19 protein-coding genes are annotated in these 23,182 nt (G+C 44.5%); 1 reads left to right on the top strand and 18 read right to left on the bottom strand.

Annotated elements, in window-relative coordinates; translation table 11 throughout:
• Window positions 1-122 precede the first annotated feature (122 nt).
• Complete coding sequence (locus NFHSH190041_RS06595) at window positions 123-1,988, bottom strand: potassium transporter Kup (RefSeq protein ID WP_261924469.1); 1,866 nt, start codon at window positions 1,986-1,988, stop codon at window positions 123-125.
• A gap of 360 nt (window positions 1,989-2,348) precedes the next feature.
• On the opposite strand from NFHSH190041_RS06595, the gene NFHSH190041_RS06590 reads away from it, so the two are divergent.
• Entirely contained in the window at window positions 2,349-3,182 is an 834-nt protein-coding gene (locus NFHSH190041_RS06590; protein ID WP_261924468.1) for a zinc-dependent peptidase, read from the top strand.
• A gap of 28 nt (window positions 3,183-3,210) precedes the next feature.
• On the opposite strand, the gene NFHSH190041_RS06585 is transcribed toward NFHSH190041_RS06590, so the two are convergent.
• From NFHSH190041_RS06585 to fliR, 17 genes are all read right to left on the bottom strand, one after another.
• The gene (locus NFHSH190041_RS06585) at window positions 3,211-4,701 is read right to left on the bottom strand and encodes an HDOD domain-containing protein (RefSeq protein ID WP_261924467.1); all 1,491 of its coding nucleotides are present in this window, start codon (window positions 4,699-4,701) and stop codon (window positions 3,211-3,213) included.
• Window positions 4,702-5,109: 408 nt separating this feature from the next.
• Window positions 5,110-6,435 carry an isocitrate lyase gene (aceA, locus tag NFHSH190041_RS06580; RefSeq protein WP_261924466.1) on the bottom strand — a complete coding sequence of 442 codons (1,326 nt, stop codon included), beginning with the start codon at window positions 6,433-6,435 and terminating at the stop codon, window positions 5,110-5,112.
• Between the two features lie 51 nt (window positions 6,436-6,486).
• Window positions 6,487-8,121: a malate synthase A gene (aceB, locus tag NFHSH190041_RS06575; RefSeq protein ID WP_261924465.1), complete on the bottom strand. Its 1,635-nt coding sequence runs from the start codon at window positions 8,119-8,121 to the stop codon at window positions 6,487-6,489.
• Between the two features lie 687 nt (window positions 8,122-8,808).
• Entirely contained in the window at window positions 8,809-9,144 is a 336-nt protein-coding gene (locus NFHSH190041_RS06570; protein WP_410010868.1) for a DUF2802 domain-containing protein, read from the bottom strand.
• Between the two features lie 183 nt (window positions 9,145-9,327).
• Window positions 9,328-9,819: a chemotaxis protein CheW gene (locus NFHSH190041_RS06565; protein ID WP_261924463.1), complete on the bottom strand. Its 492-nt coding sequence runs from the start codon at window positions 9,817-9,819 to the stop codon at window positions 9,328-9,330.
• Window positions 9,820-9,826: 7 nt separating this feature from the next.
• Window positions 9,827-10,648 (bottom strand): chemotaxis protein CheW, encoded by an 822-nt coding sequence (locus NFHSH190041_RS06560; RefSeq protein ID WP_261924462.1) that lies wholly within the window; start codon window positions 10,646-10,648, stop codon window positions 9,827-9,829.
• Window positions 10,632-11,423: a ParA family protein gene (locus NFHSH190041_RS06555; RefSeq protein WP_261924461.1), complete on the bottom strand. Its 792-nt coding sequence runs from the start codon at window positions 11,421-11,423 to the stop codon at window positions 10,632-10,634. Before NFHSH190041_RS06555 ends, NFHSH190041_RS06560 begins: the two co-directional genes overlap by 17 nt.
• A 69-nt stretch (window positions 11,424-11,492) precedes the next feature.
• A complete protein-coding gene (locus NFHSH190041_RS06550; RefSeq protein ID WP_261924460.1) occupies window positions 11,493-12,623 on the bottom strand; it encodes a chemotaxis response regulator protein-glutamate methylesterase in 1,131 nt (376 codons plus the stop codon).
• Window positions 12,624-12,644: 21 nt separating this feature from the next.
• Window positions 12,645-14,837, bottom strand: coding sequence for a chemotaxis protein CheA (locus tag NFHSH190041_RS06545; RefSeq protein ID WP_261924459.1), 2,193 nt, complete (start codon window positions 14,835-14,837; stop codon window positions 12,645-12,647).
• Between the two features lie 15 nt (window positions 14,838-14,852).
• Window positions 14,853-15,593: a protein phosphatase CheZ gene (locus NFHSH190041_RS06540; protein WP_261924458.1), complete on the bottom strand. Its 741-nt coding sequence runs from the start codon at window positions 15,591-15,593 to the stop codon at window positions 14,853-14,855.
• Window positions 15,594-15,609: 16 nt separating this feature from the next.
• Window positions 15,610-15,993 carry a chemotaxis response regulator CheY gene (gene cheY, locus NFHSH190041_RS06535; RefSeq protein WP_261924457.1) on the bottom strand — a complete coding sequence of 128 codons (384 nt, stop codon included), beginning with the start codon at window positions 15,991-15,993 and terminating at the stop codon, window positions 15,610-15,612.
• 43 nt (window positions 15,994-16,036) lie between these two features.
• Window positions 16,037-16,756: an RNA polymerase sigma factor FliA gene (locus tag NFHSH190041_RS06530; RefSeq protein ID WP_261924456.1), complete on the bottom strand. Its 720-nt coding sequence runs from the start codon at window positions 16,754-16,756 to the stop codon at window positions 16,037-16,039.
• The gene (locus NFHSH190041_RS06525) at window positions 16,749-17,648 is read right to left on the bottom strand and encodes a MinD/ParA family protein (RefSeq protein ID WP_315972975.1); all 900 of its coding nucleotides are present in this window, start codon (window positions 17,646-17,648) and stop codon (window positions 16,749-16,751) included. Before NFHSH190041_RS06525 ends, NFHSH190041_RS06530 begins: the two co-directional genes overlap by 8 nt.
• Entirely contained in the window at window positions 17,635-18,993 is a 1,359-nt protein-coding gene (gene flhF, locus NFHSH190041_RS06520) for a flagellar biosynthesis protein FlhF (RefSeq protein ID WP_261924454.1), read from the bottom strand. The genes NFHSH190041_RS06525 and flhF overlap by 14 nt, the downstream gene beginning before the upstream one ends.
• Before the next feature lie 11 nt (window positions 18,994-19,004).
• Window positions 19,005-21,101: a flagellar biosynthesis protein FlhA gene (flhA, locus tag NFHSH190041_RS06515; RefSeq protein ID WP_261925068.1), complete on the bottom strand. Its 2,097-nt coding sequence runs from the start codon at window positions 21,099-21,101 to the stop codon at window positions 19,005-19,007.
• A gap of 150 nt (window positions 21,102-21,251) precedes the next feature.
• Complete coding sequence (flhB, locus tag NFHSH190041_RS06510; RefSeq protein WP_261924453.1) at window positions 21,252-22,385, bottom strand: flagellar biosynthesis protein FlhB; 1,134 nt, start codon at window positions 22,383-22,385, stop codon at window positions 21,252-21,254.
• Window positions 22,385-23,182 (bottom strand): flagellar biosynthetic protein FliR, encoded by a 798-nt coding sequence (gene fliR, locus NFHSH190041_RS06505; RefSeq protein WP_261924452.1) that lies wholly within the window; start codon window positions 23,180-23,182, stop codon window positions 22,385-22,387. Before fliR ends, flhB begins: the two co-directional genes overlap by 1 nt.

The following is a 23,182-nucleotide window of genomic DNA, read 5'->3' as shown; positions in this document are numbered from 1 at the left end:
GGAATCTGTCGGTTTTTTTATATACCATAACTTACTTATACATTATCAATAAAAACTAACAATGAAATTAGTGCTTATTTATTAAGATAATGTATAACTCTATCAAAATTTCATTCTTATCTCTAAATATATAATTGCGTTCCTAACTCAACCAATTTATCTTCTGGAATTTTTAGTTTTTCAGATGTTCTGAGTGCATTACGGCTTAAAAATATAAAAGCCCCCGCTTTAGCATCATGTAAAATATTTGAGTGTTTAACTTTCAATCGCTCTGATGACATAAAAAATATTGTTTCTTCAAGCTGACAATAAAGTCCATTTAAAGAGCACGAGTATAGAGCCTGCTCAATATCAGGCGTTTCTTTATAACCATAATTAGCCGTAACAGAAAAGAACGTATCAGATAGTGGCTTAACCTCAACACGTTTTAGCGGATGAACATAAGGTTCTTCTTCGTATTGACAGGTCAATAAAATAATCCGTTCATGTAATACTTTATTAAGTTTCAAATTATTCAAAAGTGATAACGGAACATGATCAATTTCTCTCGTTAGATAAATCGCATTACCTTTAACTCTCGGTAAATCACTCTCTTCTAATGAGTTAACCAAAGCCTCAACACAATTATTTGAACTGTTTTGCACCAGTTTTCTGCGCTCCGTATACCAGACCATCATCACACTGAATACTGACAAACCAATCGTCAAAGGAAGCCAACCACCATGAACAAATTTTAGCGTTGTTGAGATAAATAGAGGTAAATCGATGGAAAGTAAAATAACTGCAAGCAGCGTAGTAAAAACCCCAGACCAGTGCCATTGGCGCCATGCAACAATACATGAAAGTAATGAAGTAATAGTCATAGTCATAGTTACTGCAATACCATAAGCAGCAGCCAGATTCTCAGAGTGTTTAAACCCTAAAATAACTAATATCACCGCCACAAATAAAAATAAATTTGCAAGCGGAACATAGATTTGCCCTTGCTCCTCTACAGAGGTATGGGTAATTCTAACTGGTGGCAAATACCCTAAGTTAACAGCTTGTCTTGTAATTGAAAATACACTTGAAATAACGGCCTGTGAGGCAATAATCGTTGCTAAGGTAGCTAAAATGACTAAAGGAATAATCATATTGGTAGGAGCCAGATTAAAAAATGGATTAGTCACAGCGCTAGGATCAGCTAAAATTAGCGCTCCCTGTCCAAAATAATTAATCACAAGCGATGGAAACACTAAACTAAACCATGCATATCGAATAGGCTTAATACCAAAATGCCCCATATCAGCGTACAATGCTTCAACACCAGTAACAGCTAACACAACTACTGCCAATGTAAAAATTGTCATCCACTGATGCAATACAATAAAATGCAATGCCCACAGAGGGTTGAGCGCAGTAAGGACCTGAGGGTGATGACTGATACTGAGCCCGCCCAGCAACATTAAAACCACAAACCAAGTCACCATGACTGGAGCAAAAAGCCGGCCAATTTTATGCGTTCCATAAGATTGAATAGCAAATAAAAAACAAATAATAGTGATAGTAATCGGCTCAATAAAATGATTCAGCTTTGGTGTAATCACCTTGATCCCTTCAATTGCTGAAAGTACAGACATTGCTGGTGTAATAATCGCCTCGCCAAAGAAAAAACCTGTCGCTAACAACCCTGCAATCAAAATAAACACTTTTATTTTTTTCGACTGTTGATGCATGGCCATTGCTGTTAGCGTTAATATCCCTCCCTCACCTTTATTATTGACGTGAGTCACAAAATTAAGATATTTCAATGAGACTACTAACACAAAAAGCCAAAAAATAAGTGAAAGTACACCATAAACATTCACCTGATTAATTAACAATGGATGCTCACCACTAAATGCAGCTCTAAACGCATACAACGGACTCGTTCCAATATCACCATAGACGATCCCCATTGTCAGCAAAGATAAGGTCAATAGAGATGGTTTATTGTTTTTAGTTAGCATAGATGCAACAAAACATTTAAAACACAATTGGCAAATTTGAAGCTAAAACGCTATAAATGTAAATAAAAAAAATATTAAAACGCATTCATTTAAATGCATATCGAGTTTTTATTCTAAAAATTATTTTAATAAAGGAATTTGAATATAAATAAAATACCTAGAACCAAAACAACTAGTTTATTGTTTATGTAATTTAAAGCCATTGCTATCAAGTTAATTTAACAATACCCCACTCATTAAATAAGTATGTTGGTTTGGATAATACTCTGTTATTCAGTATATTTAAGCTCTTGTGATATATCGTGCTGTTATGTCAGACTCTCAACATCATAAATTTAATAGCTATAGCAGGAGGATACAATGACAACGATTCTCATTGTGAGTTTATTGGGCATATTCGCTATCTTTTGGTTAGCAACAGTTCCCTTTAGAGCCAGATTAAGGCGAGCCAAACTCGCCAAACAACCCTTTGCACATCAGTGGCGAAGTATTATTAAACACAATGTCCCATATTTTCAGATACTGCCCGTTGATCTACAACTACAGCTAAAAAAACATATGAAAGTTTTTCTAGCAGAAAAACAGTTTATCGGCTGCCAAAATCTACAGATAACTGATGAAATCAGGATCACAATAGCAGCGCAAGCATGTTTATTGCTACTAAATCGCCACACTGATTACTACCCTAAACTACGGCAAATTTTAGTTTATCCAGCAGCATTTATTGTTGAAAAAGAGCAGCAAAATGAACTTGGCCTACACTTTCAACATAAGGCAGTATTGTTAGGGGAATCATGGGAGGAAGGACAAGTCATCCTCAGCTGGCAAGACACCTTAGCTGGTGCGGCGGATCCTTATGATGGCAGTAATGTTGTGATTCATGAGTTCGCCCACCAGTTAGATCAAGAGGACGGGAGTGCTAATGGTGCACCACTACTCGAAGCCAGAACAGATTATTCTCATTGGTCAAAAATTCTCGGACAGGAATACCTACAATTAGTGCAATGTGCTGAGCAAGGACTACCTTCCCTATTTAGTTATTACGGTGCAACCAATCCGGCAGAGTTTTTCGCTGTCATCAGTGAAGTTTTTTTTGAGCAGCCCATCGAGTTTAAAACGCACCATCCAGTACTCTATCAGCAATTAAGCCTTTACTATTGCCTTGATCCAGCATTGTGGTTTTCTGAAACCTAAACCGGCCTATTTACGACCGACACAGATACTAAAATTTATTTGCCACACAAGAGGATATTGACTGACGAGCCGCTAAAGCGAAACACTGATTGGCCTGACGAGCAAAATGAATAAAGTCATTTTGTTGCTGTTCAGTCAATGGCCTATCTGCATCCTGCCTATCTGCATAAAACAACCCAATAACTTGCTCTTCTACCACCAAAGGAGCCAGCATAAAACCTCCGGCCGCAACCCTAGAAAATGGCGGTAACATCATTTCACCAGGCATTATATTAATAATCTGCTGCTGCCGGATTGCCGTAGCTAATAGCGGAAAGTGCTGTAACTCAAACTGACCGGGAAAGGGGTTATCATCTCCCTGCATCATACGTACGGAAAGAGATTGTCTATCTTGACTGATCACAAATACCCCACAACGATCTAAACCCACCCCTTGTTTTAACCCCACTAATGTGGCCTGAACAACCTGAATAAAATCGGCCTGTTGCTCAGCAAGAGTGGTTAAAAGTCGTAGTTGCCGTAATTGAATAGACTCATCCCGTTCGGTGCCCGATATTTTCACTGCAGATTGCTGGGGCTGGGGCTGGGGCTGGGGCTGGGGCTGGGGCTGGGTAGCTTGAATCATCTCAGACTGTGCTACAAGGACATCACATAGCTGGGGAGCATCATAGGCTTGAGCTAATTTAACTGTTGCTTTGGTACACCGCTGTACCCGATGTTGAAACTCTGATACTGGCATCCCTAGCATTTGTGCCGCCTGCTTACTCAGCGCAGAGATCTGCTCAATATCACCATCAGCCAAAGCATCACTGAGCATATTGGCCAAACAGATACTCCGAATGGCAATATCAGCCACGGGAGGTTGAGCCAGAGACTTTACCAATAACTCTCCAAGTCCCCAATGACTGGCTAGTAATTGGGTCAATTGTGCAAAACTCCCCCCTAAAACACTCCGGATTAGCCTTGATTCTGCTTGAGGTTCACAGCGTAAACGACATTGAAGTTCATTGGCATCATCCCCCCCTATACTCCAGAAAGCACTTTCTCCTAAATGGTGCAACAAAGCTGCCACAAAAACCTCTTCCTCTAGCTGCTCGTCCTGGCCATGTTGCATCATTCTGGCTAACATAGCGGCCTGAAATGATGTTGCCATTCGCTTCACTAAAATAGGATAAACAGTTGAAGATAAGTGCTTACTTTCCAATAGACTACTGATAAGTCTGGCCGTCAAACAGATATTACGCAGGGTATCAAAACCCAACACGACCGCCGCTCGTGAGACAGTGGCAATCTGATGACGCCCCTTATTATAAGTCACACTATTGGCAACTCGGAGTATGCGCGATGTCAGCACATTATCATGCATCACACTGCGCCCCAACTGAGATAGAGAGGACACATCATCAGCGGCTAATTGCTCTAACTGTCCTAAAGTCGAGCACAGCGCAGGCATGTCTTCATCACTAATCCGCTTAACCCAATACGCCAACCCTTTGTTGCTCGGCCTCTTAGCGGTCATACATGATGCCTTTTATCGAGAAACATCAAATGAGTATAGTCAGCCGTCAGCGTGAAACTGAGGTAAAATGATGCGAAACGAAATTCATTGCTATCCCATGCGACAATAAAACAGATAACCACCAAATAAGACAATAAGTGGTTACCGCGAACCTCTTAATAAGCAGTCATTCATCCTACGATGAATATGCCCTAAGACGAGGCAAAAAAAGGACGGCCTATAAGGCCGCCAAACACAAGCAATACAATCACTGGAAGGGAAAGCCTGATAATACAAACTCAGGCCGTCCATCACCGGAAAACAACACAATATCCGGTGAAAACGGGGAAATAGGGATACCCCGCTATTTGCTATCAGGAAGCATCGAACAGCACATCCTTCCCAACGGCAAATTCTGTTGCTAATTGACTAAAATTGCTCCTCTTCTGTAGAGCCGGTCAGCGCAGTCACGGAAGATTGCCCACCCTGAATAACATTGGTTACCTGATCAAAATAACCTGTACCAACCTCCTGCTGATGGGCGACAAAGGTATAGCCTTTTTCTGCCGCGGCAAATTCAGGTTGCTGTACCTTCTCCACATAATGTTTCATCCCTTCACCACGAGCATAGTCATAAGCCAAATCAAACATGTTGAACCACATATTGTGGATCCCAGCTAAGGTAATAAATTGGTATTTATATCCCATGTCCGACAGCGCCTGCTGGAAACGCGCAATGGTGTCATCATCAAGGTTTTTCTTCCAATTAAATGAAGGGGAACAATTGTAAGCCAATAGTTGATCGGGATACTGAGCATGTATTGCCTCAGCAAAACGGCGGGCTTCTTCCAAATCCGGTTTAGCTGTTTCACACCAGATAAGATCTGCGTAAGGCGCATAAGCTAACCCACGGGAAATCGCTTGATCCAAGCCCGCATTCACCCGATAAAATCCTTCAGCAGTGCGCTCACCAGTCAGAAAGTCTCTGTCATAAGGATCGCAGTCCGATGTCAGCAAATCAGCCGCATTAGCATCGGTTCGAGCAATCACCAAGGTATCTACACCGCTGACATCTGCGGCCAGTCTGGCGGCAACCAATTTTTGAACTGCCTCTTGGGTTGGCACTAACACCTTGCCGCCCATATGCCCGCACTTTTTCACTGAAGCAAGCTGATCTTCAAAGTGCACCCCTGCAGCGCCGGCTTCAATCATACTTTTCATTAATTCAAAAGCATTCAGTACCCCGCCAAACCCGGCTTCAGCATCGGCAACAATCGGCAGAAAATAATCGGTAAAAGCATCATTGTCCGCATCCACACCATTGCCCCATTGGATCTGATCCGCCCGACGAAATGCATTGTTAATTTTGGCAACCACAGATGGAACTGAATTGGCCGGGTATAGTGACTGATCCGGATACATGGTCCCGGCTAAATTGGCATCAGCAGCTACCTGCCAACCAGAAAGATAAATGGCTTCAATACCTGCTTTTGCCTGCTGCACCGCCTGACCACCAGTTAGCGCACCAAGGGAATTGACATAACCTTTCTTCGCCGCGCCATTAACCAACTGCCATAATTTCGCTGCACCACGTTTGGCTAACGTGTTCTCCGGCACAACTGAGCCCCGCAGTGCAACCACATCTTCGGCGCTAAATGGTCGGGTGACGCCAGCCCATCTCGGATTTTCAGCCCAATCTCGTTTCAGGTCGGCAATCTGCTCTACCCGTGAAGGGGTCTGTATCTTATCAGTCATTGTGTTACTCCTTGTTTCAATTGCCAGGCCTGTGCCCGTTCTTTGCCCTATTCAATCCTGCTCTGTTAGCAGTTGATAACCAGGGAGCGTAAGAAAATCCACCAATTCATCACTGGTTGTAATTTGCTCCAGCAGTTGCGCCGCCTGAGCATATTTGCCCTGCTCAAAAATCTGCTCTCCGACTTCCTGCGCCACCGTTGCCATTTCTTCAGCCAACATGTCCCTGAACAAAGATTTAGTCACTAATTTGCCATTAGAAAGACACTGCTGATGCTGTATCCACTGCCAAATAGAGGTGCGGGATATTTCCGCTGTTGCTGCATCCTCCATCAATCCGTAAATAGGCACACAGCCATTGCCATTGATCCATGCCTCGATGTACCGAAGGGCGATGCGAATATTCAGTCGCATTCCAGCTTCGGTCCGCTCACCATCACAAGGGGCGAGTAATTCCGCCGCCTGAATCGGCGCATCCACATCCCGGCTAATGTGTAATTGGTTTAATTCACCCTCGCCGATATATTGGTTAAAAATGGCCATAGCTGTATCTGCTAACCCAGGATGCGCCACCCAAGTACCATCATGACCATTGCGGGCTTCAAGCTCTTTATCTTTCCTTACCTTGGCCAATACCGCTTGATTATCCTGCTCATTTTTAGCTGGAATAAACGCCGCCATCCCCCCCATGGCCAATGCACCACGCCGATGACAGGTTTTAACTAGTAGCCGGGAGTAGGCACTGAGAAATGGGGTATCCATCGTCACTTGCTGCCTGTCGGGTAAAATTCGATCCGGATGATTTTTTAATGTTTTGATATAACTGAAGATATAATCCCAACGACCGCAATTAAGGGCGACAATGTTACTTCTCAGCTCATAGAGAATTTCATCCATCTCAAATACAGCAGGCAGAGTTTCAATCAGGCAAGTGCACTTGATGGTGCCAGGAGCCAAACAAAACCTTTCTTCGACCGTTCGAAAAACCTCGGCCCACCATCTCGCCTCTTCATGACTCTCTAATTTGGGAATATAAAAATAAGGACCAGAACCTTTTTCTAATAACTGTCGGTAGTTATGGTAAAAATACAGGGCAAAATCGCACAGAGCGCCAGGAATAGGCTCACTATTAAATGCAATATGCTTCTCTTGCAGATGTAAGCCTCGCACCCGACAAATAAGTACCGCAGGATCATCATTCAACTGGTATTGCTTACCACTTTCAGGTTGCGAAAAACTGATATTTCCCTGCACAGCATCTCGTAGATTCACTTGCCCTTGAATGACCTTATCCCATGCCGGAGCCAATGAATCCTCGAAATCTGCCATAAAAACATTCACATTGGCATTCAGAGCATTAATGATCATTTTCCGATCTACCGGACCGGTAATTTCGACCCGCCGATTTTGCAGATCCTGTGGGATCCCTCTAATCTGCCATTCGCTTTGTCGAACTTTTGCCGTATGAGGTAAAAATCCTGGTAATTGACCAGCATCAATCTGAACCTGCTTTTGCTGCCTTGCTTTCAGTAACGACTGCAATGGTGACATAAACTGCTCACACAGCGATGCCAAAAGATTAACCGCCCCAGGTGTCAAAATATCTGACTGACCGGCAACTGAAGGCCCTGTGATTGTGAGCCCCTTTACCGTACTCGCAACTGAAGGCGCTACCTCAAGTGTTACCATAATGTCTCTCCCTCACTTGAAAACTTTGCTGGGCACTGCTGGGCACTGACCAAATAGCATTTCGACTACAAGTCGTCAGCTGTCTGCAAAATCGACAGACGTAATTTGTCAACTTATAAGGCGATAGATTAAAAACACCTATGTGTTCATCCATGAGTTCGAACCTACTGGTAAAATTTTGTTAAAGCAACCAAGTGAGAGCATAAGAACAGGAGGGGAAATTGGTGATGAAATTGGTCATACCAACCTAAAGATATAATGATATACATCTGTTTTATATAGATTTAAACGAACGTTTAAATTGAGAAATATCGGGTATTTACAATTTGTCTAACAACTTGACCAATGCATGATTGTGGATGTTATTTACGTAAATTTAATTCATTGTGTACGGTTTCATTTACAAGAAAAATATTAATAGGCAAAATGCTAGCATTACGGAAACGTTTAATTACAACATGAGCGCAATTAAAATAAAATATATAAAATCAATGTAATAGAGTTGATTGGTCACAACGTCCATTTAAACAAACGTTTGAATCTTACCTTTACGTAAACTGTAAAAAATAAAATATATTAACAGTGATGCCAATATTGGATGTAGAGTGACTGACATTAGAAATTAATTTGGTTATCTGACAAATTTTTTTATAACAATCTTAAGTCACGACAAATACAAGGTCACAATTATCCTTTTTGTCGCAATCGCATCAATAATTCAGCTTCAGCGCGAGGCAACTCGCACTCTCGTATCAGCTCTTCCATATCTGCGCCTAGCTCAATCATTTTATTAGCCCGTGAATAGAGTTTTGAACCACTATCTTGCTCCACTTGCTCTTCAATTCTCTCCTGTTGTTGCTGCAATGATTTCTCCATCGTTAATACTCTGCGACCGATACCGACTGTTCCACTACGCAACTCTGTCAACTCCTGCTGCAATAATTCCCGTTGACGATCAAATTCCCTGATTAATACTTTCAATGCTCTAAGCTGTTGCCACATACGATACAAACTAAATCCCATTGTGCTAGCGATAGCGACTGAGCACAGTACCAGTGCAATAAATAGTATGATGTCATTGGTCATATGTCGTCATTACTCCTAGGCTAAGCGCCGAAAAACTGGCGTAATGATCGATAGGCAAAAAAAATACCACATTGCATCAATGTGGTATTTCAATCTGTCATCAGGACACTTTATCTCAAATTACATATCCTGCAATTCAGCCCATTCTTCGTCAGACAGCAACTTATCCAAATCAACCAGAATGAGTAACTCGCCGTCACGATTACTGACACCTTGGATAAACTTAGCACTTTCTTCAGTGCCGACATTAGGGGCATTATCTATTTCGCTGCGACGCAGATATACCACTTCAGCCACACTGTCGACCAGAATACCAATGACCTGTTTTTCCGCTTCAATAATCACAATTCGAGTAGAATCATCAATTTCAGCTGATGGCAGACCAAATCGTGAACGAGTATCAATTACAGTGACCACGTTACCACGCAGGTTAATAATCCCCAGTACATAATGTGGTGCTCCCGGTACAGGGGCGATTTCGGTATAACGCAATACCTCCTGAACCTGCATTACATTAATGCCATAGGTTTCATTATCCAATCGGAACGTCACCCATTGCAGTACTGCATCATCTTTAGCTGCTACGGCAGCGACGTTTCTAGAGTCATTCATAGTTACCTCAACCAATCTGATCCTGACATCCTAAACCTGCATCAAGCATTGCAACCAATACCTGCACATTTAACATGCCACACATTTTTTCTTTCACAACGCCCGCAAGCCAGGGACGTTTTTGTGGCTGTATGCGCCACGAAACTTGAGACTGATCCATCCTTACTGTCTCGACCAGGGATTCACATGCCAATCCCCACTGACTGTCTCCCAATTGTAAGACATATTGATAGTTTTTGGCCTTCCCCTCATTAACACCAATATGTTCTGACTGCATCCATGCTTCGGGATCCACGATATTTAGCTGTTTTCCTCTATGTTCCTGCATGCCCAAATACCATGACGGCCGGCCAACTATCTTATTCAACATTCCCAGTCGAACTATGCCACTTAGACTTTGTAATGGCACCGCTAGAGTTAATCCTGCTATATCAAAACATAGACTTTGAAACTCTGCGGGCAGCAATGACTGTAATTTAGGCAACTCATCAGTACTGTCACTGTTTATCCCTTCAAGCTCAGTAGCCTTTACTTCGGTTATCTGAGGTACAGGTATCGCATCAACTGAAGATGTTTCTGCCACACTAGGCACTGGTTGCTGTACTGTTTCTTGCGCACCCAATAACGGTGACAATAAACGGGTCAGCGCTTCCTTTTCAACAGGAGATGGCTTTGGTTCAGCTACGGACTGATTAGGCTCAGCAAACGCCAATACGTCTTTTGAATTACCTTGTCTTGGCAATAACTCTTTATACGGCAGAGCCGTTGATGATTCCGTCAACAACGATGAAAAATAATCAGTCACAGTCTCATCAACAGACTTTCTCATGCCTATATTCCTTTTCCATTATGTAGGATAAAAACTTGTCATAAGCTTTTACTCCCCGACAAGATGGTGAGAGCTGCGGAGCCGGGATATTTTGCAAGCTTGAATCACGAAATTTAGTATCAACAGGGATCACACCTGACCATAAATGCTGACTGTACTGCTGCTCAAGCAACTTCAGCGCCAATGGCGATGCTTTAACCCGTTTATCAAACATGGTTGGCAAAATACTAAAACTGTACTGAATGCCATTTGCCCGTCCCATCAGCTCCATCGTCTTAAGCATGCGGGTTAACCCTTTTATGGCCAGCGACTCTGTTTGTACCGGCACAATGATATGTTGACTGGCGGCTAACGCATTCACCATCAAAACACCTAATACCGGCGAACAATCAATCAACACATAGTCATAGTCATGTTCAACACATACTAAGGCTTTTCTCAGGATTAATCCCATGCCATCCTGGTGTCCAAGCACCTGATCCAACGTCGCTAACGACATGGTTGCTGGTAATAAATCCAAGCCAACAACCGATGTCGGGATCACCGTCTGCAAAACCAACTCCCGGTTAAGCGCATCTTTAGCCATAAAAATGTCATACAAAGAGGACGGTACTTCTTCGGAGTCAATCCCAAGATAGTATCCCAATGAGGCATGAGGGTCGGTATCCACAACCAATACCCGTAACCCCTCTTTGGCCATAAGTCCGGCTAATGTCACCACAGAAGTCGTCTTACCAACGCCCCCTTTCTGATTCGCCACAGCCCAAACGTTCACATCCCCCCCGCTAACCGACCAAAGCCGGTGTTATGGCTGTATATCCGTCCTATTCCCAATAAACCGAAATTAAACAGGACATGACTCTTTTAAAATAGCCTCGGCCATATGGTCAAGACCGATAGAACGACTAGAAATACCGGCAGCCGTTACGGCTTGAGGCATGCCATACACAACACAACTGGCTTCATCTTGCGCCCAAATGGTTGCCCCAACCAGCTTCAACATACGGGCACCATCTCTGCCATCAGCCCCCATACCGGTAAGCACCACAGCTAATACATCGCCACCATATACCTTAGAAGCTGAAGCGAATGTAATATCGACGCAGGGCTTATAATTTACCTCTGCCGTCCCAGCCAAAATTTTGATCCGGGCTGATGCTCCAGCACGTTCCAGCATCATCTGTAATCCACCCGGTGCAAGATAAGCACAACCAGGTTGTAACAGATCACCATTTTCCGCTTCCTTAACCTTAATTTTACACAACCCATTGAGCCTTGTGGCAAAAGCGGGGGTAAAAGCAGCAGGCATATGCTGAATTAATAAGATCGGATGAGGATAATTGGCCGGGAACTCTGTCAGAATTTTCTGTAATGCAACCGGCCCTCCGGTAGAAGTGCCAATAAGCAATACTTTATAACGTTTTCCGGAAGCCTTTGCCGGTATACCAGCAGTTCTGGTCACTGGCTGAGTAGAAGACGATATCGGCTTTATCTGCGTCATCGGCTTTATCTGCGTCATCGGCTTTACTGCCGATTCATGTTGGTGGGAATAACTCCGAACAGCTGGTCGACTCACCCCTTTTCTACCGATAGTTTTAATCCGATTTTGCAACAGCGCAATCGCCTGTTCTTTATTTGTTGCAATATCTTCAAAACGTTTAGGAAGAAAATCCACCGCACCAGCTTCGAGGGCTGATAAGGTAGCTCTGGCACCATCATGGGTCAGGGAGGAGAACATTAGAATAGGCACCGGTGTTTTCGCCATAATCTCCCGGACAGCAGAGATGCCGTCCATAACCGGCATCTCTACATCCATGGTAATGACATTAGGGCGAAGCTCTTTAGCAAGCTGCACAGCTTCAGCCCCATTGACAGCAGTACCTATAACTTCCAACTCCGGATCCTGATTGACTATCTCACTGACTCTGCGCCGAAAAAAGCTAGAGTCATCGACAACTAAGACTTTAATAGCCATTTAAATCCTTAAGCTGGAATTTTAATTTCTTTTTGCGTAATGCTTTAACAGACTAGGCACATCAAGGATCAGCGCAATACCACCATCAGAAGTAATCGTTGCACCTGCCATACCAGGCGTTCCTTGTAGTAATTTCCCCAAAGGTTTAATTACCACTTCTTCCTGACCAATTAATGAGTCCACGACAAAACCAATGACAATATTAGCCAGCTGCACAATGACAACATGCCCAAATTTCTTATCGCCATGCTTAAATTTACTGTTGCGGCACAACCAGTTTTCTAAATAAAACAATGGAATTGCTTTATTTCTAACCACAACGGTCAATTGACCATCAACAATATTTGTTTTGGTCAAGTCCAGATGGAAAATCTCATTCACATTGGACAGAGGCAGCGCAAATACCTGATCAGATACTTCAACCATCAAGGTTGGCATAATCGCCAACGTCAAAGGTACTTTAATCTCAAGCGTCGTACCTTTTCCCTTGGCTGAATCAATATTGACCGTACCATTAAGCTGGGTAATGCGGGTTTTAACCACATCCATACCCACGCCTCGACCAGAAATATCTGAAATTTCAGTTTTAGTTGAAAAGCCCGGGGCAAAAATCAGATTATAAGCTTCACTGTCGGACATTCTCGACGCTGCATCTTGATCCAAGACCCCACGCCCAATTGCAATTTCCTTCAGTTTTTCCGGATCCATCCCGCCGCCATCATCTTCGATTTTCAGCAGAATATGGTCACCTTCCTGACTGGCAGATAGGGTGATAATACCGGTTCTCGGCTTACCAATGGATTCACGCACATCTGGCATTTCAATACCATGGTCTACAGAGTTACGCACTAAGTGAACCAAAGGATCGGCTAATGCCTCAACCAAATTTTTGTCTAGGTCAGTTTCCTCCCCGACCATGACCAATTCAATCTCTTTTTTCAGGCTCCGAGCAAGATCTCGTACCACACGAGGGAAACGGCCAAACACTTTCTTAATTGGCTGCATCCGGGTTTTCATTACTGCGCCTTGTAAATCCCCGGTAACTAAATCTAAATTTGCCAGGGCCTTACTCATTTCCTCATCTTCTCGAGTGATACCAAGACTAACAAGACGATTGCGCACTAATACTAACTCACCAACCATATTCATGATCTGGTCAAGTCTGGCGGTATCAACCCGAACAGTTGTTTCACCTTGCGTCACCGCTTTTGATGGCGTTTTATCTTTCGCGGTGACAGATTTAGCCGGTGCTTGAGTGGCTGGCTCTGTCTTCTTAGCAACTGGCGCAGCAACAGGTTGCTTAGCCACTTCAGGCTGAGTTGTTGCCGCCGATAATGTCACAGGACTGGCTACAGCACTCGTTGGTGTTGAAATTGAAGTATCAATTCCTGGCCCAGTGCCTTTACTGTGTAATTCATCCAACAGAGCTTCGAATTCGTCATCGGTAATATCTTCAGAATCCGCTTTAGGCTCAGCAGTTTCCTTACTGAATTTGCCACTGCCATGCAGCTCATCCAACAAGGCTTCAAACTCATCATCAGTGATATCATCACCGCTTTCTCTGGCCACAGCTGTAGGAGAAGAAACAGCGACAACACTAGCATCAGCGTTATCTTTATTCCCAGGTCCCTTGCCGTTACCATGTAAAGCATCAAGCAGGGCTTCAAACTCACCCTCATCAATATCATCGATACTACCATCGGTAGCTGCTTCAACATGATCATGAGCCGGCTCTTCAGCCACTACAGCTTGTTCCGCTGGAGTATCAGTATTCGAGGATACAACTGCCGGAGCAGCGGTATTTTCGGATTCTGATGGCAAAGGTGCACCACTGGCTAGCATCTTCAGCTTTTCCAATAGTTCAGGAGATGCTGGCTGCTGCTCCTCACCGGCCTGAGTCTGTTCGTACATGGTATTAATTGCATCAATCGCCTGCAGAATAATATCCATCAGTTCAGGATTGACCTGACGCTTACCATTTCTTAACAAATCAAAGGTATTCTCTGATTGATGACAGACAGCAACCATGGGCTCTAACCCAAGAAAACCAGCACCACCTTTGACGGTATGAAACCCACGGAAAATGGCATTGAGTAATTCAGTATCATCCGGATTATTCTCCAGCGAAACTAATTGCTCCTGTAACAATTCCAAGATCTCGCCGGCTTCAATTAAGAAGTCCTGCAAAATCTCTTCATCAACATCAAAAGCCATTTGTATAACTCCTCATCAGAAACCCAGACTAGATAACAAATCGTCTACTTCATCTTGCCCGGCAACCACATCCTGCCGCTGTTCTGCATGCAGTATCGGTCCTTCTGCTTCAATGCCTTTAAGTGCTTCAACCGGAATATCAACCAATGGCTGATCACCAAACACGGTTAACATCGACACTAAATTCGATTCGACCTGTTGAACTAACTGAATCACTCTGCGAATCATCTGCCCGGTTAAATCCTGAAAGTCCTGCGCCATCAGCACTTCATTCAGTAACTCTTTAACACGATTGGTATCCATTTCACTGCGGTTCATAAACAAGTGTACTTCGTGACACAAGCTCTTAAATTCACCGAGCTCAATATTACGACGCATTAATTTATCCCACTTGGGCTGAACCTCTTTGACATTATCGGTAAGCGCCTGCGCTAATGGCAGGCACTCCTCGACGGCATCCATGGTCTTGTTGGCAGCCTGCTCTGTCATATCAATGACAAAATTCAGTCGTTCCTGAGCATCAGGCAGTTCTGTTTCGGTCAGTTCCTGTAGCCGGCTGTCAAATTGAAAATCAACCAGCGCACTATGTAATTGACGTGTTAATCGACCAACCTCATCAAAAAGATCTTTTTGAAGTGGAATAGCCATATTTTTAAAAAGCTCATCAGCCAACTCCTGTTGGCCTGCACGCAATAATTCAACCAATTGCGTCGCATCTTCAAGACTAATCAATCCTGACATCTCTGCTTGTTGCATCGCTGCCACCATTTAATTAGCCGAGTCTTTCGAAAATCTTATCCAGTTTTTCTTTCAACGTTGCAGCAGTAAATGGCTTAACCACATAGCCATTAACACCTGCTTGTGCTGCAGCAATAATCTGCTCACGCTTAGCTTCAGCAGTTACCATCAGCACTGGAATATTCTTCAATTTTTCATCTGCACGAATCGCTTTCAACAGATCGATACCCTGCATACCAGGCATATTCCAATCTGTTACTACGAAATCAAAATCGCCCTTTTGCAGCATAGGCAGTGCAGTTGAGCCGTCATCTGCTTCTTGGGTATTATTAAACCCAAGATCTCGTAACAAGTTCTTAATGATTCGTCTCATAGTTGAGAAGTCATCAACGATGAGAATTTTCATATTCTTGTCCAAGGTATCCTCCGGTGAGCTCAGTTAATTACGCTCGATTATCATTTTATACTTGGGTCCAGTGTCTGAGTTTCGCTTTCAGTCGCAGCATCGCCTGACTTAATATCTGGCTGACTCTGGACTCGCTTACTTCAAGAATGGCTCCGATTTCTTTCAGGTTCAGCGCTTCACTGTAATAAAGCGATAAAACCAATGCGTCTCGCTCCTGCAACTGATTAATAGCTTCTGTTAATGCCAACTGAAACTGTGAATCTGAAAGAGTTTCAAAAGGTGAATCATAATGACTCTGGCTATTTGAAAATGCTTCAACAGAACCACTTAAATCCTCAATCCCTATAACTTTCCCAACCGACACATCGTTGAGAACTTGATGGTACTCATCCAGCGTCATGTCCAGATGACAGGCAATTTCTGCATCCTTTGCATCTCTGCCTAGCTCTTGCTCAAGTTCATCAATTGCTTGAGCAACACGACGCTGATTTTTATGTACCGAACGGGGCACCCAATCCCCGCGCCGGATTTCATCCAGCATGGCACCACGGATCCTGATACCAGCAAAGGTTTCAAATTTAGCCCCTTTACTGCCATCAAATTTAGCCGCAGCTTCCAATAATCCAATCATCCCTGCTTGCAACAAATCATCTAACTGAACTGAAGCTGGTAGCCTAGCCAGTAAATGGTGTGCGATCCTTTTAACCAACGGAGCATACTGTTCGACGATTGAAGCTTTAGGGTCTAAACGAGTATACGCTGCGGCTTTATTCACTCACTTCATCCTTTTTATATTCCGGACGCTGAATCAAACGCTCCACAAAAAACTCAAGGTGTCCACCAGGCTGTTGGGGGACAGGCCAACTATTCACCTTATTCGCTAATCCCTGATAAGCGATTGATGCAGGTGATTTGGGGAATGCTTCAACAATCAATTTTTGTTTACGCACCGATTTCCTCAGGTTTTCATCAAAGGGAATCGTCGCCACCAATTCCAGCGCGACATCTAAGAATCGATCCGTAACCTTGCTAAGTTTAGCAAACAACTCCATTCCTTCACGGAGGCTGCGAACCATGTTAGCGACTATTTTAAAACGAAAAACACCATGCTCACGACTGAGGATCTTGATGAGAGCATACGCATCCGTAATAGATGTAGGTTCATCACACACCACCACGACAACATCCTGAGAGGCCCGCGCAAAACTCAGTACCATATCGGAGATACCAGCAGCGGTATCCACAATTAGCACATCAAATTGGGTTTTCATTTCACTGAACGCCCGAATGAGTCCCGCATGCTGAGCAGAAGACAACTCCACCATGCCTTGGGTTCCAGATGTGGCTGGCACAATGCCAATCCCATTTGGGCCTCGGACGATAATATCGTCCAATTCAGCTTCCCCGGACAACACATGGGACAAGTTACGTTCTGCCCGCAACCCCAACATGACATCGACATTTGCCAATCCCAAATCAGCATCCAATACCAACACTCGCTGGCCTTTTTCTGCTAATGCTGCGGCAGTATTAATCGAAACACTGGTTTTACCTACGCCACCTTTACCCCCGGTGACAGCCATGACTTTTACTTTTTCGTTATATATATGATTCATCATTCGTAAGCCGCTTGCTTGATCCCTTTTATAAGCACTACTCAAAAGCATAGGACACGTCATTTAACCCGGTTAAATCAGGTGCAAATTTAAATTCTTCCCTGTGCAGACAAGATAATGCCGACTCTGCCAACCATGCTTCATCTGCCAGCGCTAAATCTTCCGGTACCCGCTGACCATGGGTCACATAACTTAGCGGCAACTCGGTTTCAATCACAACGCTCAACGCAGCAGCAAGGGAAACCGACTCATCTATTTTGGTCAAAATCACCCCCGATAACGGGATCTGCTGGAAATGGCTTAATGCATCTTCCAAAACACTGCGTTGAGAAGTTGTAGACATAACCAAATAGCTTTGTATCGGCAAAGCATGATTCACAGCCAAGTTTTCTAACTGTTGATACAAACGTGTATCTCGCTGTCCCATACCAGCCGTATCAATTAACACTAGCTTACGATTACTTAACTGTTTTAATACTCGTTCTAACTCAAATAAATCATTCGCTTGCTTTACCGGACAGCCCATAATTTTGCCGTATGTGGCCAGCTGTTCATAAGCCCCGATACGATAATGATCTGTTGTAACCAGCGCAACCTGTTGCGCCCCATGACGGGCGATAAAACGTGCAGCTAATTTCGCAATCGTTGTAGTTTTACCCACTCCGGTCGGTCCGACCAGTGCAACTACTCCACCGTTGACGATTATTTCATCACCATGACTGTGTAACATACCGGCTAATCTGTGCTGCAAAGCTGACTTAATTTCCGTCTCGGTTATCCCTTTAAGACCATATCCCAACTTAATTGCAACATTTGAAGCAAAACCTGCCGCAGATAATGACTGCTCCAACATGGCACCAACAGGATCTCGTTGTTGCTTCTGTGCTGACATTAATCCAGCAACTTGATGAGTCAATAAATTACGCAGTGCCGCCAATTCCGATTGGATTTTACCTATCTGTTTTTGGCTATCTTTATCCACTTTCCCGACGCCAGCATAACTAGGTGCTCTTCGTTGTGATGCAGCGTTATGTTCCGGTTGTGGTTGCGCCCAGTCCGGCACTTTATTACCTGAGCGACTATTTTGTTGTAACTGTTTATCGAGCTGCTTTTGCTGCCTTGCCAATAACGCCTCTAACGAATCGGCTTCAGTATTGTTTGTCTGCCGTTTATGGGATGCTTGCGCAACATTGTTAGTTGCAATTGTCCGCTTGGTTTTCACCCCACCAGCATCACTATGACTGACAGCATCCGCGTCGAAATCCACTGCTGCGACAATTTCAATGCCACCTGCAACCGTTTTATTAGACATAATGACGGCATCATCACCCAAGCACTCTTTTACCTGAGCAAGAGCACCACGCATATCTTTGGCTAAAAAACGTTTTATCTTCATTTATTAACCTCCTATTGACCCACAGCAGACACAATCCTTATCTGCTTCTCATCCGGGACCTCTTGATAAGAGATAACCCGCATATTCGGTATGGTGTATTTGACAAAACGTGACAATGTTGCCCGTAGCATACCGGATGTCAGTAAAATCGCCGGCTGACCTATCATTTCTTGCCGCTGTGTTGCATCAACCAGTGACTGTTGCATTCGCTCTGCCAAGCCAGGCTCAATATTTGGCCCTTCCCCAGCAGATGCCTGCATAGACTGATGCAATACCTGTTCCAACTCTGGCGCCAAGGTTATGACGGGAATTTCTAACTCTGGCCCCGCAATCTCTTGAACGATCATACGTTTCAATGCTATACGCACCGCGGCGGTTAACACTTCGGTGTCGGTACTCTTAGGGCCATATTCCAGTAATGTCTGCACAATCGTGCGCTGATCCCGAATAGAGACACCTTCATTGAGCAGGTTTTGCATCACCTTCACCACAGTGCCGAGTGTCATCACATCAGGAATAAAGCCATCAACTAATTTCGGTGCCTGCTTAGCCAAAATATCCAGTAGCTGTTGCACCTCTTCATAGCCCAGCAATTTAGCGGCATTATTTGTCAATAACTGGCTAATATGGGTAGCAATTACCGTAGCCGTATCCACAACCGTATACCCCAGCGTCTGAGCATGCTCACGCAAATTTGGGGTAATCCACACCGCCTCCAAACCAAATGCCGGATCCCGGGTCTCGACACCTTCAAGCTTGCCGTATACCTGTCCAGGATTAATCGCTAATTCACAATCAGGGGTAATTTCAGCCTCACCAACAACCACCCCCATCAAAGCAATCCGGTAAGCACTCGGTGCTAAATCCAAATTATCCCGGATATGCACAGCAGGGACTAAGAAACCAAGCTCTTGGGATAACTTTTTTCGCACCCCTTTTATCCGGCTAAGTAACTCTCCACCCTGACCTTTATCTACCAAAGGGATCAACCGATATCCGACTTCTAATCCTATGGTGTCAACATGTTGCACATCATCCCAAGACAGCTCTTTAGGTTGCGCATCGCCAGCCCCTAACGGTTGTAACTGAGCCTGATTAGCCGCATCGACTTCAGCCTTATTACGTCTGACAATCCAATAAGCTCCCGCTGCGGCCAGTAAAGCAAATAACAAAAACGCTAAATGCGGCATACCAGGAACAATGCCCATCACAAACAATACCGCGGCGGCAATACCTAATGCTTTGGGACTGTCAAACATCTGACCAATCACCATTTGTCCCATATCACCGGATTCATTTTGCCGCGTGACCATTAATGCCGCGGCAATAGACAGCAGCAATCCGGGAATTTGTGCCACCAAACCATCACCTATAGTCAGCAAGGTATAAATTTCTGCCGCACTGCCAAAATCAAGATCATGCTGTGCCATGCCAATAATAAAGCCACCCAGCATATTGATAATCAGGATCATAATGCCTGCAACGGCATCCCCTTTAACAAACTTTGACGCACCATCCATCGCACCATAAAAGTCTGCTTCACGGGTCACTTCATCCCGCCGGGTTCTAGCCTGCTCCTGATTAATCAATCCAGCATTCAGATCGGCATCAATCGCCATCTGTTTCCCCGGCATCGCATCTAAGGTAAATCTGGCACTTACCTCAGAAATGCGCCCGGCGCCTTTAGTCACGACGGCAAAATTAATGATGATCAGGATCAAAAAAACCACTAGGCCAACCGCGTAATTACCCCCGATCACCACAGAGCCAAATGCTTCAATCACATTACCGGCAGCATCACTGCCATTGTGTCCATCAAGCAACACCACCCGCGTTGACGCCACGTTCAGCGCTAACCGCAGCAGAGTTGCAACCAGCAATACCGTTGGGAACGCGGCAAAATCCAACGGTCGATTGGTATAAATCGCCACCAACAACACCACTAATGCCAGCGCGATATTGAAGGAAAATAAAATATCCAACAAAAAAGCGGGCATTGGCAGTACAACCATCGCCAGTGCGGCCAGCACCAACGCTGGCGTCCCCAACCCGGTAATATTAACCGGTGCTAATTGCCGAATTTGTGTCAGTGACAGTTTCAAATTGATGCCTCGGTCCGATATTTGACAGACCTGATGACAAAAGCAAATCCCATACCAATGGCAGGATATTCACCGCTCTCAATTCACCTAGCTTTACTAATAAAGACGACCCAAAACCGCAGGACTGAAGCGATTGGTGAGTTTCTTGTGACGAGGTTAATATTGCAGCTCATCAGGTATGGGCTGCTTCAGGGGGATTGGCTTGGGTTTAGCTCCCCGACCTTGCTGATATTGCTTAAGCTGAAACACATAGGCCAACACTTGAGCAACAGCAGTAAAAAGGCCATCCGGGATCTGCTGGGATAACTTAGTGGTATGGTAAATAGCGCGCGCCAACGGCGGGGCTGACACAATGGCAATATTATAATCCCGGCCAATGGCCCGAATTTGAAATGCAACTGAATCAATCCCTTTTGCAACAACATATGGCGCTGGAGATTTAACCGGGTCGTATTTAATCGCTACAGCATAATGTTCCGGATTCACCACAATCACATCCGCGCTAGGCACATCTGACATCATGCGCCGCTGAGCTAATTCTCGCTGTAATTGTCGAACCCGACTTTTGACTTCTGGTTTTCCCTCAGTATCTTTAAATTCATCTTTCACTTCCTGCTGTGTCATCCGTAACTGCTTATTGTGGTTCCATAACTGAAAAGGCACATCGATCACCACAATGACAATTACCGAACTACAGAGCAGCAAAAATAGCCACATCAATAAATCCAATGCATGATAAATATTCCCAGGCAGATGCTCTTGAGACAAAGATAAAATCTCGTCAAAATACAGTCGGAGTAGGAAAAAAGCGGCTAATGCCACTACAGAGAATTTCGCCAGCCCTTTACCCAGCTCAACCAATGCCTGCACCCCAAACATGCGCTTAAATCCTTTCAGCGGATCCATTCGATTACCTTTGGGAAGCATGGCTTGAGCGGAAAAATTCATGCCGCCCAACAGGACATTGCCGGCAAATGCCAATAAAGCCAGTAACACAATAAAAGACAACAATGGCCAAGCAAGCACCTCGCCAATCCAATGCCAGACCAGAAACATCTGATTAACGTCAAAAACCTGTTCTCTGGACAAGGTAAAAACCCGGCTCATAATATTGTCCAAAGCCTGCGCCAATGACGGGCCGGTCAACATAAAGCCGCCAGCTGCCGCCAGCAATACCGCTGCAGTGCCTAACTCTTTTGAGCGGGCTATCTGACCTTTATCCCTCGCCTCCTGTCTGCGTTTGGGTGTGGCTTCTTCAGTCCGCTCCTGACCAGAATCATGCTCTGCCATTAAAACCGCCCATCAGTACGACACTGCAAATTAACCAAATCGCACAGCAACAACTGAGCTGAGCGCCATACTTCAAAAAAATGTGCCATAACCGGGGATAGCGTCAGCCAAAGCACAAATAACCCACTCAGCATCGTAATAGGAAAACCGATGGCAAAAATATTCAACTGTGGGGCTGCCCGCGTCATCACACCGAATGCGAGGTTAATCAGCAGCAGTGCCACAATTGCTGACATAGACATAGTTAATGCGGCACCAAACAGATAACTGCCCCAGTCAGCCAACTCTCGATATCGCCCAACCACAATGCCGGACGTTGAAACAGGCAAGGTATCAAAACTGGCCACCAGCATGCGGATCATAACCAAATGCCCATCTACGGCCAAAAAAATCATGGTTGTTAGCAATAAAAACAGGTTTCCCACCACAGGTGTCTGTTGCCCAGAGGCAGGATCCACCATAGATGCAAAACCTAAACTGGTCTGCATACCAATAATCTGCCCTGTCAGCACAAATGTTTGCACCAACAGTACAGTCACTAATCCCATTGCAGCGCCAATCAGAATTTGCTGAGCAATCACAAATACAGCTTGCAGAGAGAAAGGGGCAATATCTGGCATGGGGGGAAGCACGGGCGCTATCGCAACTGTCAGAGCCAAAGACAGCAATAACCTTACCCGCATCGGCGTCGTGGTTGCACCGAATACGGCCATCACCATCAGCAAAGCCGCGACCCTGCACAAAGGCCAAAGATAACCGCTGATAGCCCCATTCAAGGTCTCCATCAACAGTTGCAT

The sequence above is a fragment of the Shewanella sp. NFH-SH190041 genome (genome assembly GCF_024363255.1).
GTDB lineage: Bacteria > Pseudomonadota > Gammaproteobacteria > Enterobacterales > Shewanellaceae > Shewanella.
This window is presented reverse-complemented; position numbering and strand designations above follow the sequence as displayed.